This is a genomic window from Nocardioides sambongensis (assembly GCF_006494815.1).
Lineage (GTDB): Bacteria > Actinomycetota > Actinomycetes > Propionibacteriales > Nocardioidaceae > Nocardioides > Nocardioides sambongensis.
On record NZ_CP041091.1, the window covers coordinates 513373 to 527049 of the forward strand.

A 13677-nucleotide genomic window follows, 5' to 3' on the forward strand; every position below is an offset into this window, starting at 1 on the left:
CTCGGGGGAACGACCGGAATAGAAACGGACCGCGGTCCGTTTCGATCGGCATGACTGACACCACCCGCGTCGCCGTCCTGGTCGGCAGCCTCCGCACCGACTCCCTCAACCGTCGCATCGCCGAGGTGCTGCGCGACAACGCTCCCGAGGGTGTCGAGGTCGACATCATCGACGGTCTGCTCGACCGGATCCCGTTCTACAACGAGGACCTGGACGCGGGCAGCGCTCCGGAGGCGGCCGCCGAGCTGCGCACCCGGATCGCCGCGTCCGACCGCGTGCTCGCGGTGACCCCGGAGTACAACGGCACCATGCCGGCGGTCCTCAACAACGCGATCGACTGGCTCTCCCGCCCCTACGGCGCCGGCGCCCTGGTGGGCAAGCCGTTCGGCGTCGTCGGTGCCACCCCGACCCCTACGGCGGCAAGTGGGCGCACGCCGACACCGTCCGCTCCGCGGGCATCGCCGGCGCGAGGGTCGTCGAGGACGTCACCGTCTCCCAGTCCGCGCTCGAGGTCGACCCGACCACGGACCCCGAGGTCCGGGTGAAGCTTGTCGCCGCGCTGACCACGCTGGTCGAGGCGCCGGCGCAGGTCCCGGCCGCCTGACCAGGTCCTGGCCGGATCGGGGCGTCCGGTGCCGCCGGGTACGGTCGGACCGTGGCCGACCTGCACGACCTGACCGCCCTGGAGCAGGGCGCCCTGATCCGCTCCGGTGAGCTCGACCCGGTCGAGCTCACCGAGCACTACCTCGAACGCGCCGCGCGTCTCCCGCAGGAGTACGTCGACGGCGCGTTCGCCTTCCGGGACGACGACGGCGCCCGTCGACGCGCGCGCGAGGTCGCCGCGGTCGGTCCGGTCGGCGACGGGGCCTCACCGCTGGCCGGGGTGCCCACGGCGATCAAGGACCTCAACCTCACCGCCGGCACCCCGACCGCCTTCGGCTCGCCGGTCTTCGCCGGCCACGTCCCCGCCGTCTCCGACGCGGTCACCCTCGCCATCGAGGAGGCGGGGCTGGTCAGCCTCGGCAAGACCGCCACGCCCGAGTTCGGGTCCCCCTGCTACACCGAGCCCGAGGGCCGCCCGCCGGCGGTGACCCCGTGGGACACCACCCGGATGGCGGGCGGCTCCTCCGGCGGCGCGGCCGCCGCGGTCGCCGCGGGCCTGGTCCCGGTCGCCCACGGCTCCGACGGCGGTGGCTCGATCCGGATCCCCGCCGCCTGCTGCGGCCTGGTCGGGCTCAAGCCCACCCGCGGCCGGATCAGCGGCTTCCCGATGTACGGCGACCCGGTCGGACTGTCCACCTCCGGGACGATCGCGCGGAGCGTGGCCGACGCCGCGGCCCTGCTCGACGTGCTGGCCGGGCGCCGCGCCGGCGACCCGTCCTGGGCGCCGGAGCCGTCGGGCACCTTCCTCGACGCGGCGGGGCGCGAGCCCGGACGGCTGCGGATCGCCGTCTTCGACACCCCGGTCATCGCCGACGTGGACGTCGACCCCGCGGTCACCGCCGCGTTCGAGGAGACCTGTGCCCTGCTCGGCTCCCTCGGCCACGCGGTGGAAGGGGTCCCGGTGCCGATCCCACGGGACGCCGTGGGCGACTTCGAGACCTGCTGGGCGGTGCTGACCGCGCTCTCCACCACGCCGCTCGCCGCGGAGCAGCGCGCGCTGCTGCGCCCGCTGACCCGCTGGCTCGGCGAGCTCGGCGAGGCGGTGCCCGCCCCGAGTTCGGCCTGGCCATCGGCCGGCTGCGCCGGTTCGCGGCCGAGGCGCTCGTCGCGCTCGCGCCCTACGACGCGGTGCTGACGCCGACGCTGGCCACCGTGCCGCTGCCGGTCGGCGCCATCCGCGACGACGCCGACCCGGCTGCCGACTTCGCCGCGCAGAAGCGGTTCACGCCGTGGACCTCGGCCTGGAACGTCACCGGGATGCCCGCGGTCTCGCTGCCGCTGCACACCTCGCCGGAGGGGCTGCCGATCGGGATGATGCTGGCCGCGAGACCGGCCGAGGAGGAGCTGCTGGTCTCCCTGGCGGCGCAGATCGAGGCGGCCCTGCCGTGGAAGGACCGGCACCCGCCGCTGTGGTGAGTGCGGCCCGGCCGGGTGCGGTCGGGTCTAGGGTGCTGCCTCGTGACGGCACGCCGGAGTCTCCAGGTGGCCGCGGTGCTGCTTTCGCTGGCGTTGCTCGGGGACTGCTCGCCACCGGGATCTCCTCCGCGCTGGGCATCCGGACCGAGGCCAAGGAGGTGCCGGTCGAGCAGCTCCGGGCCGCGCCGCCCCGAGCGGCGGTGCCGCCACCTCGGATCACCGGCGTGGACGTCGTACGGACGCTGCGGACGCGGACCGCGGTCGCCGAGCTGAGGTCGGCGGTCGCCTCGGCCGAACGGACCCGCGGACGTGCCGACGTCACCGTCCGCTTCGGGGACGGCGACCCCGACGACGACAGCTACCGGCTGGGCGGCACCGCGGCCCGGCTCCGGGTCCTCGCGCCGAGTGAGACCGGCGCCGTCCGCGGGCTCTACGACCTCGCCGCCGCGGCACGCGAGCGCCGACCACTCACCGAGCGCCTCGGCGAGCGGGTGACCTCACGCCTCTCGTTCCGGATGGTCGATCTCGGGGCGGCCGGCGTCGACGCCGACCCCGAGCAGTGGCGCGGCGGGACCGACTACTCCCACTACTCACGCGCCTTCGAGGACGTGATCCTGCCGGAGGCGCCGTACGTCGACCGGGCGGCGCTCCCCGCAGCCCGACGCAGCGTGCTGCGCTACGTCCGCCACGAGCTGGCCGCGGGGTACAACGCGCTCGCGGTGCCCGGGTTCCTGGAGTACCTGACGTTCACCGAGGTGCCCGAGATCTACGCCGACCATCCCGAGCACGTCGCCCGGGCCGAGGCGATGCGTGCGGCGTTCGGACCGATCTGGGAGCAGGTCGACCGGCTCGGGATGAAGGTCTACCTGCGCACCGACATGCTGATCCTGAGCGGCCCGCTGGAGGAGTACCTGACCGAGCGGTTCGGGCTCGACGCCGAGGACGAGCGGCTCTGGGACGTCTACCGGGCCGGGCTCGACGAGCTCTACGACCGGATGCCCCACCTGGCCGGCGTGGTGCTGCGGATCGGGGAGGGCGGCGACATCTACAACCTGCCCGGGTGGGACTACTACTCCGAGATCACGGTGACCACGCCGGAGGCGGTCCGGGCGATGCTGACCGCCTTCACCGAGCAGGCCGAGCGGTCCTCGACGACCGTGATCTTCCGCACCTGGAGCGTCGGCGTGGGCGCGGTCGGCGCGATGCACACCGACCCCGACTCCTACCGGGAGGTGCTGGACGGGGTGGACTCCCCGAACCTGGTGGTCTCCACGAAGTACAGCCTCGGCGACTACTACAGCTGGTTGCCGCTGAACGAGACACTCGAGATCGGCGATCAGCGGCGCATCGTGGAGTTCCAGAGCCGGCGTGAGTTCGAGGCGTTCGGCGCCGTCCCCAACGATCTCGCGGTGCTGCACCGGGCGGCGCTGCAGCGGTTCCTGGCCGCGAACCCGCGGATCGAGGGCGTGTGGACCTGGACCCAGGACGGCGGACCTTGGCGGGCCGGGCCGATGTCGCTGATGCTCACCGACGGGTTCTGGCAGCTCTACGACCTCAACTCGGCCACCACCGCGCGGCTGGCCCGCGACCCCGACGCCGATCCGGCGGAGCTGACCGCCGACTGGGCACGCCGCTGGTTCTCCACCGATCCGGCCACGGTGCGGGCGATCGGCGAGACCATGGCGCTCTCCCGGGAGGCGGTCACCCACGGTCTCTACATCGACCGGTTCGCCGAGGTCCGGGGGTTCGCCCTGGGCCTGGAGCCGCCGCCGCAGATGTGGATCTTCGAGTGGGACATCCTCACCGGTGACAGCGCGGTGCTCGACGTGATCTATGCGATCGTCCGCGACTCCGGCCCGGCCGGTGTCGCCGCGGCGATCGCGGACGGCGACCGGGCGGTGCGGACCGCCGCTCGGATGCGGGAGCTGATCGCGGGCACGGACCCGGCGCGCTACCGCGACCCTGCGCTGCGCAGCCAGCTCCTCGAGGCGCTCGACTACCAGGTCGACCTGTTCACCGTGCTCGGCGCCTACCGGGCGATGGTGCTGCGCCACGCGCAGTGGCTCGACACCGGCGAGGGCCGCGACCTCTGGGCGTTGGCGCGGGACGCCTTCGACCGGGCCGCCGCGCACCACGAGGAGCGGTACGGCGACGACGTCCGGCTGCCGGCGTACAACCTGACCGCCGCGCGGATCGGGGAGCAGCGCGCCGAGCGCGACCTGCCGATGGCATGGCTGGCGCGGTGGGGCCTGCTGGTGTTGGTGGGCGCCGTCGCGCTGACCGCGACCGGTCGGCGGATGGCACGCGCGGTGGCGACCCCGTGGTGTGACCCGGGCCCGGTGAACCGTTGGCTGGTGGCGCTGCTCCCGCTCGCCGCGGTGCTGTGGAGCCGGCTGGTGCTGACCTGGTTCCTCGCGCCGTCCCACCTGCTCCTGGTCGGGATCGGGTGGGTGGCGCTCGCGGCCGCCGTGCTGGTGACGCGCTCGTGGGGGTCGCGACGGTGGTCGCCGGCGCGGTGGTGCTGCGCTCGGTGCTGCTCCTCGCGGTGCTGGCCTGGCGGGGCCGGGGGGCTACTGGTTCGTGTTCTGGACCGAGCCGGGGTGGCGCACGGCCTACGTCGTCGTCTCGTTCGTGCTCTTCGGGTGGGTCCTGGCCAGCCTGGTGTGGGCCGCGTCGGCCGGTCTCGGCGTCCGCCGCGCGTGCGCGTTGCTGCTTGCCGTCGTCGGTGCGGTCCTGGTCGGCGTCGGCGCGCTGTTGGCGACCGTCGGCCTGGAGGCCGGGCTGGCCCGCTGGAACGACGAGCTCGCGCTGCTGCCGTGGGGGATGGCGCGGATCCTCGGCATCACCACCTTCCTCGGCATCCCCGACGCGCTGCCGACGTGGCTGCTCGTCGCCGGCGCCGCGCTGCTGCTGGTGGCGGCGTGGATCACCGGGCGGCGAACCAGGACGCTGCGGCAGTCCGGAACCGGTCCGGATCCCAGGCGCCCGCGCCTTCCGGGATCCGGGTCAGGAGCGGTGTCCCGGTGACCCGTGGCAGGTCCTCGAGGTTGCACCGCTCGGCGAGGCCGGGGGATGCGGGCCACGCCCCGATCACCAGGCCGGCCGGCTCGAACCCCGCAGCACGCAGGGTCGCGACGGTCAGCGTCGCGTGGTTCAGGGTGCCGAGGCCCGCCCGGCAGACCACGACGACGGACGGCTCGGCCTCGGCGTCGCGCAGGTGACGGGCCAGGTCGAGCAGGGTGCCGCCGGCGTCATCCAGGCGCACCAGCAGGCCGCCGGCCCCCTCCACCAGCAGGGTGTCGTGGTCGGTGGCCATCGCCAGGAGTCGGGCGGCGTGCTGGGCGATCGGAGGCAGCGCGACTCGCTCCAGTCGGGCGGCGGTGTCCGGGGCGAGCGGCGCGGCGAGCCGGGTCCACTCGTGCACCGAGCAGCCGGCCAGCCGGGCGACCTCCTCCACGTCCGGCGTCTCCGGCACCGCACCGGCCGCTGCGCCGGGCCCGCCTGGGCCCGCACCGATGCCGGTCTGCACCGGCTTGACCACCGCGGTCCGTGCGCCGCGGGCGAGCTCGGCGGCGGCGAGCGCGGCCGTGGTGACCGTCTTGCCGACGCCCGTGTCGGTCCCGGTCACCAGCACGATCCGGGTCACCGGTGCTCCTCGACCAGACCGCGCAGCGTCCGGACCGCGCACTGCCACTCGTCCTCGGGCACGCCGGCGCTCGCGGTGATCCGCAGCCGGGAGATGCCGTCGGGCACCGAGGGCGGCCGGAAGCAGCCGACCCGGAGGCCGGCATCCAGCGCGGCGGCCTGCGCAGCGACCGCGGCGCCCGGCGAGGCCATCGGCACCGACAGCACCGCCCCCGCCGGTACGCCGACGCCGACCGCCTCCGCCACCTGCTCCACCCGGCGTCGTACTGTCGCGCCCAGGTCGGGGCGGGCGGTCATCTGCCGCAGCGCCTCCCGCGCCGCCGCGGCCGCCGGCGGCGCCAGCCCGGTGTCGAAGACGAACGGGCGGGCCCGGTTGACCAGGTGCTCGCGGACCGCCGACGGGCCGAGCACGGCACCGCCCTGGCTGGCCAGCGACTTGGAGAGGGTCGCGGTGAGCAGCACGTGGGGGAGGCCGGCCAGGCCGTGGCGGGCCACCAGCCCGGGCCCGTGCACGCCGAGGCCGTGCGCCTCGTCGACGACCAGCAGGGCGTCGTGCTCCGCGCAGACCGAGGCCAGTTCCGACAGCGGCGCCGCGTCGCCGAGCACGGAGTAGACCGACTCGACCAGCACCAGGGCCCGCTCGCCGGCGCGGTCGGCCGCGGCCAGGGCGGCACGGACGGCGTCGACGTCGCTGTGCGGGACCACCGTCAGGCCTGCGCGGGAGAGCCGGCACCCGTCGACCAGGGAGGCGTGCACGTGGGCGTCGGAGATGATCCGGGTGTCCCGGTCGGCCAGCGCGGCGACCACGGCGAGGTTGGCGTGATAGCCGGTGGACAGCACCAGTGCGGCCGGCTGACCCGTCGCCGTGGCCAGCTCGTGCTCGAGCTCGGCGTGCAGGGTGAGGCTGCCGGTGACGAGTCGCGACGCGCCCGCGCCGCCGCCCCAGGTCAGCGCCGCCCGGGACGCCGCTGCGCGCACCGACGGGTCGCGCGCGAGGCCGAGGTAGTCGTTGCCGGCCAGGTCGACCAAGGGCTCCTCGGCGGCGCGCGGTCGCAGCCGACGGGTCAGTCCGGCTCGCTCCCGATCGTCGGCCTGCTGCGCCAGCCACCGCTGCCAGCGGCTCACCCGGCACGCACCGCGGCGGCGATGCCGCCGGTGAGCAGGTCCAGCTCGGTCTCGGAGACCACGTAGGGCGGCATCGCGTAGACCAGGTCCCGGAACGGGCGCAGCCAGACCCCGGCGTCGAGTGCCGCCTCGGTCGCTGCGGGGACGTCGACCGGATGGTCGAGCTGGACCACGCCGACAGCGCCCAGGGTGCGCACGTCCCGCACGCCGGGGAGGTCCCGGAGCGGGGCGAGGCCGGTGGCGAGGCGATCGCCGATCCGCCCCACGCGCCCGGCCCAGTCGTCGGCGATGAGCAGGTCGACCGATGCGCTCGCCACCGCGCAGGCGAGCGGGTTGGCCATGAAGGTCGGCCCGTGCATCACCACGCCGGAGTCGCTGCCGGCGATGCCGTGCGCCACGGCGTCGGTGGTGAGCACCGCGGCGAGGGTGAGGTAGCCGCCGGTCAGGGCCTTCCCGACACAGAGCAGGTCGGGGAGGACCAGGTCGGCGGCGAAGAGCCGGCCGGTGCGACCGAAGCCGGTGGCGATCTCGTCGAAGACGAGCAGCAGCCCGTGCTCGTCGGCCACCTCGCGGAACGTCCGCAGACAGGCCGGCGGGTAGGGGTGCATGCCGCCGGCCCCCTGGAGCAGCGGCTCGACGACGATCCCGGCCAGCTCGTGGGCATGACGCGCGGCGAGGGTGCGGAACGCCGCGTCCCACCCGGCCACGGTCGCCGCGTCGGCATCGTGGCGTGGCGGCTGCGGCCCGAACACCTGCTGCGGCAGCACCGCGGACCACATGCTGTGCATCCCGCCGACCGGGTCGGTCACCGACATGCAGTCGAACGTGTCGCCGTGATAGCCGCCGCGCACGGTCAGCATCCGGGTGCGCTCGGGGCGGGCGAGGCCCCGCTGATACTGCAGCACCATCTTCAGCGCCACCTCGACCGCCACCGAACCGGAGTCGGCCAGGAAGACCCGCTCCAGCGGGTCGGGGGTGATCGCGACCAGACGACGTCCCAGCTCGACGGCGGGTCCGTGGGTCAGCCCGCCGAACATCACGTGGCTGAACCGGCCGGCCTGCTCGGCCAGTGCCCGGTCCAGCACCGGGTGCCGGTAGCCGTGGATCGCGGCCCACCACGACGACATCGCGTCGACCACCTCGCGGCCGTCGGCCAGCTCCAGCCGGGCGCCGCTCGCCCCGGTGACCAGACGCACCGGCGCCGGGTCGGTCATCGACGTGTAGGGATGCCACAGATGCGCCCGGTCGAAGGCGAGCAGGTCCTCGTCGGCGGTGGCGGGCGCTGCGCTGGTTGCCGGCGCGGGATGGGCGGACATCGGTCAGGCGTTCGCCGACAGCGACGTGCCGGCGCCCCGCCGCCGGATCGCCGGCTGCTCGGAAGGTGCGGGCGGCGTCGTACCGGCGGGTGGGGCGGTGGACGAACCGGCGGGTGGGACGGTGTCGGTGCCGAGCACCACGAACCCGTTGTCGCGGATCATCGCCAGGTCCGCCTCGGCCGCCTGACCCTCCAAGGTCAGGTAGTCGCCGAGGAAGAGCGAGTTGGCCACCTGCAGCGCCAGCGCCTGCAGCGAGCGCAGGTGCATCTCGCGGCCGCCGGCGATCCGGACCTCCTTGTCCGGGCAGACGAAGCGCGCCATCGCCAGGATCTTCACGCACCGCAGGGGGGAGAGCTCCCAGGTGTTCTCGTAGGGAGTCCCGTCGAAGGGCATCAGGAAGTTGACCGGGATCGAGTCCGAGCCGAGCGCGGCCAGCGCGAACAGCGCCTCGACCAGCTGCTCGTCGCTCTCCCCGAGGCCGGCGATCAGTCCCGAGCAGGGGGAGAGGCCGGCGGCCTTGGCCCTGCCGATGGTGTCCACCCGGTCGTCGTAGGTGTGCGTCTGGACGATCTTGTCGTGGTGGGACTCGGCGGTGTTGATGTTGTGGTTGTAGGCGTCGACGCCGGCCGCCGCGAGCCGCTCCGCCTGGCCGTCGCGGAGCAGACCGAGGCAGGCGCAGACCTCGACGTCGCCGTAGCTCTCCTTCAGTGCTTCGGTCATCTGCACGACCTTGTCGACGTCCCGGTCCGAGGGGCCGCGGCCGGAGGAGACCATGCAGACGCGGGTCGCGCCGCCGCGCAGTCCGGCCCCGGCCTGCGCGACCGTCTCCTCCGTCGTCAGCCAGGAGTACTTCAGGATCGGTGCCTGCGAGCCGAGCGCCTGGGAGCAGTAGTTGCAGTTCTCCGGGCAGAGCCCCGACTTCAGGTTGACCAGGTAGTTGACCTTCACCGTGTTGCCGAAGTGGGCCCGGCGCAGCCGCCCGGCGGCGGCCACCACGGCGAGCAGGTCGGCGTCGTCGGCCCGCAGCACGGCGAGAGCGTCGGCCTCGCTGGCGCGGCCCCCGTCCAGGATGCGATCGGCGAGCGCTTCGAACGGGCGGTCGGACGTGCTGGTCATTCGTGCTCCCTCGGATCGGCGGCGCGGCGTACCTGAACAGTGTTCAGGTACGCCGAGGGTAGCGGTCGCCGCGAGGCGTCGCGCGGGCTCGCCCGTCATCCGGACCGCCGCTCCGAGTGACCGGGCACCGGCCGGGGATCCGGCCGGACGGGTCGGGTTCGGACGGGTCGGGTTCGGGCGGGACGCCTCAGTCGAGGTCGCCCAGGCCGCGGGCGTGCAGCGCGTCGCCGGTCTCCAGCGACCGGGCGACCATCCGGATCACGAAGGGGGAGAGGTAGGCCCGCGGGTGACGGCTCAGGCCGCGGGCGCGGGCGGCGTCACGGGTCTCCCGGGCGATGGTCAGGGTCCCGGGCAGCGCGCCGATCGCGAGACTGATCGCCAGGGCGACCCGCTCCGGGCGGACGCCGATCCGGCGCAGCGGCCCCAGCCAGCGCACCACCGCGTCCAGCATCGCGTTCACCGAGGTGGTCGTGGTCAGCACCACGGCGGCCAGGGAGAGCGCGACCAGGTCCAGCAGCGTCTCGATCGCCTTGCCGGGCCCGTACCACCACCACTGCAGGCCGCCGGCGAAGAGCGCGATCAGCAGGACCGCACGCGTGGCTCGCGCCAGCGTGCGGACCCGGACCCGGGCCAGCGCGGCGAGCCCGAGCGCGACGAGCAGGAAGCCGGCAGCCGCCCACGGGTCGCGGACCAGGACCACCACCAGGCTGAAGACCGCCAGGCCGACGATCTTGACCCCCACCGGCAGCCGGTGCAGCACGGTGTCGCCCGGCTGGTGCGCGCCGAGCAGGATGTCGCTCATCGGTCCGCCCGGGTGACGTCGTCGGGGTCGCAGGCGGCGACCGACGCCACGTAGTGCTCGACGGCGGCGTCCGCGTCGCCGTCGAAGACCACCTCGGCGTCCGCCACCACCAGCACCCGGTCGCACCGCCGGGCCAGGTCGAGGTCGTGGGTGACCAGCACCAGCTGCTGGTCGAGGGCGAACAGGCGGTCCGCCACGCGGCGGGTGTTGGCCAGGTCGAGCAGGGTGGTCGGCTCGTCGGCCACCACCACCGAGGGCTCCACCGCCAGCACGCCGGCCAGCGCCAGCATCTGCTTCTGTCCGCCGGAGAGCGAGTGGACCGAGTCGTGGGCGTGGTCGCCGAGACCGAACCCGGCGAGCACCTCCAGCGCCCGCTCCCGGCGTCGTCGGGTGGAGCGCTCGTGGCGTCGCAGTGAGAGCTCCACGTCCTCCACGCACGTCGGCATCACCAGCTGGGAGGACGGGTCGGTGAAGCAGAACCCCACGGTGCGCCGCACGGCCGCGGCGTCGCGGCGCACGTCGAGCCCGTCGACCCGGACGGTGCCGGTGGTCGGCTCGACCAGTCCGTTCAGCATCCGGGCCAGAGTCGACTTGCCCGAGCCGTTGGCCCCGATCACCCCGATGCGCGACTCGGTCAGGGTCCGCGTCGTCGGCGCCAGGATGGTCCTGGTGCCGGTCCCCGCCGCACCGCTGAGCGGTACGACGACCCCTGCCCGGTCCAGCTCGATCCGTGCCATCGCCGGACCTACGGGCGCTGCAGCAGCTTGGGGAAGGCGCGGTGCACCTCGGCGGCGATGATCGCGACGAACGTCGTCTTGACCAGGTCGCCGAGCCAGAACGGCAGGTCGTACTGCAGTGCCTGGGAGAACGAGACGTCGAAGTAGAGCTTCATCCCCACGATGCCCATCGGGTGGATCACCAGGAAGCTGCCGGCGATCGAGCAGCAGAAGACGACGAGCGCACGGGTCCGCGCCCCCCGGGCGACGTAGGCGACCAGGAAGCCGGCCAGGGCCGCGGCGAAGGGGAAGGAGAGCAGGTAGCCGCCGCTCTCCCGGAAGAAGACGCCGATCCCGGAGGAGTGCTCGGCGAAGACCGGCAGGCCGATGATGCCGAGCAGCAGGTAGAGCGCCACCGCGAGGAACCCGCGGATCGGCCCGAGCAGGCAGCCGGTGAGCATCACCGCGAAGGTCTGCAGCGTGATCGGGACTCCGGAGCCCCCACCGGGATCGCGCCGATGTAGGCGCACACGCAGATCAGCGCCGCGAAGCTGGCGATCAGGGCGAGGTCGGTGGTCGGGACGCTCCGGCCGGATCGGGTGTGATCGGGGGCGGCGTCCGCGGGGGCGGTCTCGGAGGGTGCGCTGGACGGGATGCTGGACGCGGTGCTGCGGGGTTCGATGGTCACGGGGGCCTCTCACAATGACGGGCCGCTCGATCCTGAACGGCGTTCAGGTAGATAGCCTAGGACGACCAAGGAGGTGGCAGTGGCGCGGTACCGCAAGGTGGACGTCGTCGACCGGGCGATCGGGGTGCTCGACGACCGGGGGCTCGACGACCTCTCGATGCGCAACGTCGCGGCCGAGATGGGGGTGCGACCCAGCGCCCTCTACCACCACTTCGCCAGCAAGCAGGCGCTCCTCGACGCGGTCGCGGACCGGATCCTCGAGCTCGGCCGCCGGGCCACCGAGGTGGTCACCTGGGACGCCGAGCTGCGCCTGGTCGGCACCGAGCTGCGCGACGCGATGCTCGGCCGTCGCGACGGCGCGATCCTGATCGCCGGGGTGCACGCCCTGGGCGGCGGCGCCCGCGAGCCGCAGCGCCGGATGGAGGACGCCCTGCGGCGCGCCGGTGCCGATGAGCACCTGGCGCGGGTGGGCGCCCGCACGCTGCTGCACTTCGTCTTCGGCCACGTCGCCGAGGAGCAGATCCGCGCCCGCTCCGCGGACGGGTCGCGGGCCGTGGGGGCCGACGCCGCCCCGCCCGGAGCAGAGGTCCCCGACGACTTCGCGGTCGGCCTGGGGCTGGTCCTGGGCGGACTGGTCACGGCCGTGCAACGCAACCGAGGGGCGAGAGCCGCCGCTCAGTAAACTCGTTCGAAACATCCGGGAGGCACTGTGGACGACATGACCCAGAAGTCGACGACGCCGGTGACGGTGGTCCTCTTCGGCGCGACCGGAGACCTCTCGCGCCGCAAGCTGCTGCCGGGTCTGCTCCACCTCTTCCAGTCCGGCCTGCTCCGCGACCTCCAGGTCGTCGGCACCTCGCTGGACCCGCACACCGACGAGTCGTTCGTCCGGTTCGCCGCGGAGGCCGTGCACGAGTTCTCCGGCGACGACGGCGACATCGACGGATGGCCGGAGTTCTCCAAGCGGCTCCACTGGGCGCCCGGCGCCGAGGGGGCTGCGGGCCTGCGGGCCGCGGTGGAGAAGGCGGAGGCCGGGTACGGCGACCCGTGCACCCGGCTGCACTACCTGAGCGTCCCGCCGAAGGCGGCGCTGTCGGTGGTGCAGACGCTGCAGGAGGCGGACCTGGTCCAGGGCAGCCGGATCGTGATGGAGAAGCCGTTCGGCGTCGACCTGGAGTCGGCCCGCGCCCTCAACGGGCGGCTGCACGCCGTCTTCGACGAGTCGCAGATCTACCGGATCGACCACTTCCTGGGCAAGGAGGCGGCCCAGAACATCCTGGCCTTCCGCTTCGCCAACGGCCTGTTCGAGCCGATCTGGCACCGCAACAACATCGACCACATCCAGATCGACGTGCCCGAGGAGCTCGGCCTCGACCAGCGGGCCGACTTCTACGAGTCGACCGGGGCCTACCGGGACATGGTGGTCACCCACCTGTTCCAGGTGCTGGCCTTCACCGCGATGGAGCCGCCCACCTCGCTGACCCCCGACGCGATCCGCGACGAGAAGAACAAGGTGTTCCGCTCGATGGTGCCGATCGACCCGGCCGACGTGGTGCGGGGGCAGTACCAGGGCTACCGCGACATCCCCGGCGTGGCTCACGACTCCGAGACCGAGACCTTCATCGCGCTCAAGTGCTACGTCGACAACTGGCGCTGGGCCGGCGTCCCGTTCTACCTGCGCACCGGGAAGCGGATGGCCGAGGGGGCACGGATCATCTCGATCGCCTTCAAGGAGCCCCCGCGGTCGATGTTCCCGAAGCACTCTGGGGTCGGTGACCACGGTCCCGACCACCTGACCTTCGACCTGGCCGACCAGGCGAAGATGTCGCTCTCCTTCTACGGGAAGCGGCCGGGCCCCGGGATGCGCCTGGACAAGCTCTCCATGCAGTTCGCGATGACCGACACCAGCTGGGCCGGCTCGGTCCTCGAGGCCTACGAGCGGCTCATCTACGACGCCGCCCGCGGCGACCAGACGCTCTTCACCTCCGCCGACGGCATCGAACGGCTCTGGGAGGTCTCCGCGTCGCTGCTGGAGAGCCCGCCGGTGATCCGGCCCTACCGCCAGGGCAGCTGGGGGCCGAACCAGATCCACCAGCTGGTCGCGCCGTACGCCTGGCGGCTGCCGTTCGAGCGGGAGTGGCGGGACCCGGACTCGCTGGCCTGACCGGCCCACCCCGACCGGCTCCCTGC

13 protein-coding genes are annotated in these 13677 nt (G+C 73.8%); 5 read left to right on the top strand and 8 right to left on the bottom strand.

Going from position 1 to position 13677, the window contains the following annotated elements; all coding sequences use genetic code 11:
- Positions 1-50: 50 nt before the first annotated feature.
- The 3 genes from FIV43_RS02355 (at position 51) to FIV43_RS21855 (ending at position 2079) form a co-directional block, all read left to right on the top strand.
- Complete coding sequence (locus tag FIV43_RS02355) at positions 51-545, top strand: NADPH-dependent FMN reductase (RefSeq protein ID WP_231123634.1); 495 nt, start codon at positions 51-53, stop codon at positions 543-545.
- A gap of 110 nt (positions 546-655) precedes the next feature.
- A complete protein-coding gene (locus FIV43_RS21850; RefSeq protein WP_231123635.1) occupies positions 656-1798 on the top strand; it encodes an amidase in 1143 nt (380 codons plus the stop codon).
- Positions 1792-2079 (top strand): amidase family protein, encoded by a 288-nt coding sequence (locus FIV43_RS21855; RefSeq protein ID WP_231123636.1) that lies wholly within the window; start codon positions 1792-1794, stop codon positions 2077-2079. The genes FIV43_RS21850 and FIV43_RS21855 overlap by 7 nt, the downstream gene beginning before the upstream one ends.
- 2926 nt (positions 2080-5005) lie before the next feature.
- On the opposite strand, the gene bioD is transcribed toward FIV43_RS21855, so the two are convergent.
- From bioD to FIV43_RS21860, 8 genes are all read right to left on the bottom strand, one after another.
- Complete coding sequence (gene bioD / locus FIV43_RS02365) at positions 5006-5725, bottom strand: dethiobiotin synthase (RefSeq protein ID WP_141012828.1); 720 nt, start codon at positions 5723-5725, stop codon at positions 5006-5008.
- Entirely contained in the window at positions 5722-6849 is a 1128-nt protein-coding gene (locus FIV43_RS02370) for an aminotransferase class I/II-fold pyridoxal phosphate-dependent enzyme (protein WP_141012829.1), read from the bottom strand. The genes bioD and FIV43_RS02370 overlap by 4 nt, the downstream gene beginning before the upstream one ends.
- Complete coding sequence (locus tag FIV43_RS02375) at positions 6846-8165, bottom strand: adenosylmethionine--8-amino-7-oxononanoate transaminase (protein WP_141012830.1); 1320 nt, start codon at positions 8163-8165, stop codon at positions 6846-6848. The genes FIV43_RS02370 and FIV43_RS02375 overlap by 4 nt, the downstream gene beginning before the upstream one ends.
- Before the next feature lie 3 nt (positions 8166-8168).
- Positions 8169-9281, bottom strand: coding sequence for a biotin synthase BioB (bioB, locus tag FIV43_RS02380; RefSeq protein ID WP_141012831.1), 1113 nt, complete (start codon positions 9279-9281; stop codon positions 8169-8171).
- Positions 9282-9468: 187 nt separating this feature from the next.
- Positions 9469-10083, bottom strand: coding sequence for an energy-coupling factor transporter transmembrane component T family protein (locus tag FIV43_RS02385; protein WP_141012832.1), 615 nt, complete (start codon positions 10081-10083; stop codon positions 9469-9471).
- Positions 10080-10820 carry an energy-coupling factor ABC transporter ATP-binding protein gene (locus FIV43_RS02390; protein WP_141012833.1) on the bottom strand — a complete coding sequence of 247 codons (741 nt, stop codon included), beginning with the start codon at positions 10818-10820 and terminating at the stop codon, positions 10080-10082. The genes FIV43_RS02385 and FIV43_RS02390 overlap by 4 nt, the downstream gene beginning before the upstream one ends.
- Positions 10821-10828: 8 nt before the next feature.
- On the bottom strand, positions 10829-11260 hold the full coding sequence (locus tag FIV43_RS02395; protein WP_231123637.1) for a biotin transporter BioY: 432 nt from the start codon (positions 11258-11260) through the stop codon (positions 10829-10831).
- Positions 11260-11487, bottom strand: a complete 228-nt coding sequence (locus FIV43_RS21860; protein WP_231123638.1) for a hypothetical protein — start codon at positions 11485-11487, stop codon at positions 11260-11262. Before FIV43_RS21860 ends, FIV43_RS02395 begins: the two co-directional genes overlap by 1 nt.
- Before the next feature lie 79 nt (positions 11488-11566).
- On the opposite strand from FIV43_RS21860, the gene FIV43_RS02400 reads away from it, so the two are divergent.
- Both FIV43_RS02400 and zwf read left to right on the top strand, forming a co-directional pair.
- Positions 11567-12169, top strand: coding sequence for a TetR family transcriptional regulator (locus FIV43_RS02400; RefSeq protein ID WP_231123639.1), 603 nt, complete (start codon positions 11567-11569; stop codon positions 12167-12169).
- 36 nt (positions 12170-12205) lie between these two features.
- Complete coding sequence (gene zwf, locus FIV43_RS02405) at positions 12206-13651, top strand: glucose-6-phosphate dehydrogenase (RefSeq protein WP_141012834.1); 1446 nt, start codon at positions 12206-12208, stop codon at positions 13649-13651.
- Positions 13652-13677 lie beyond the last annotated feature (26 nt).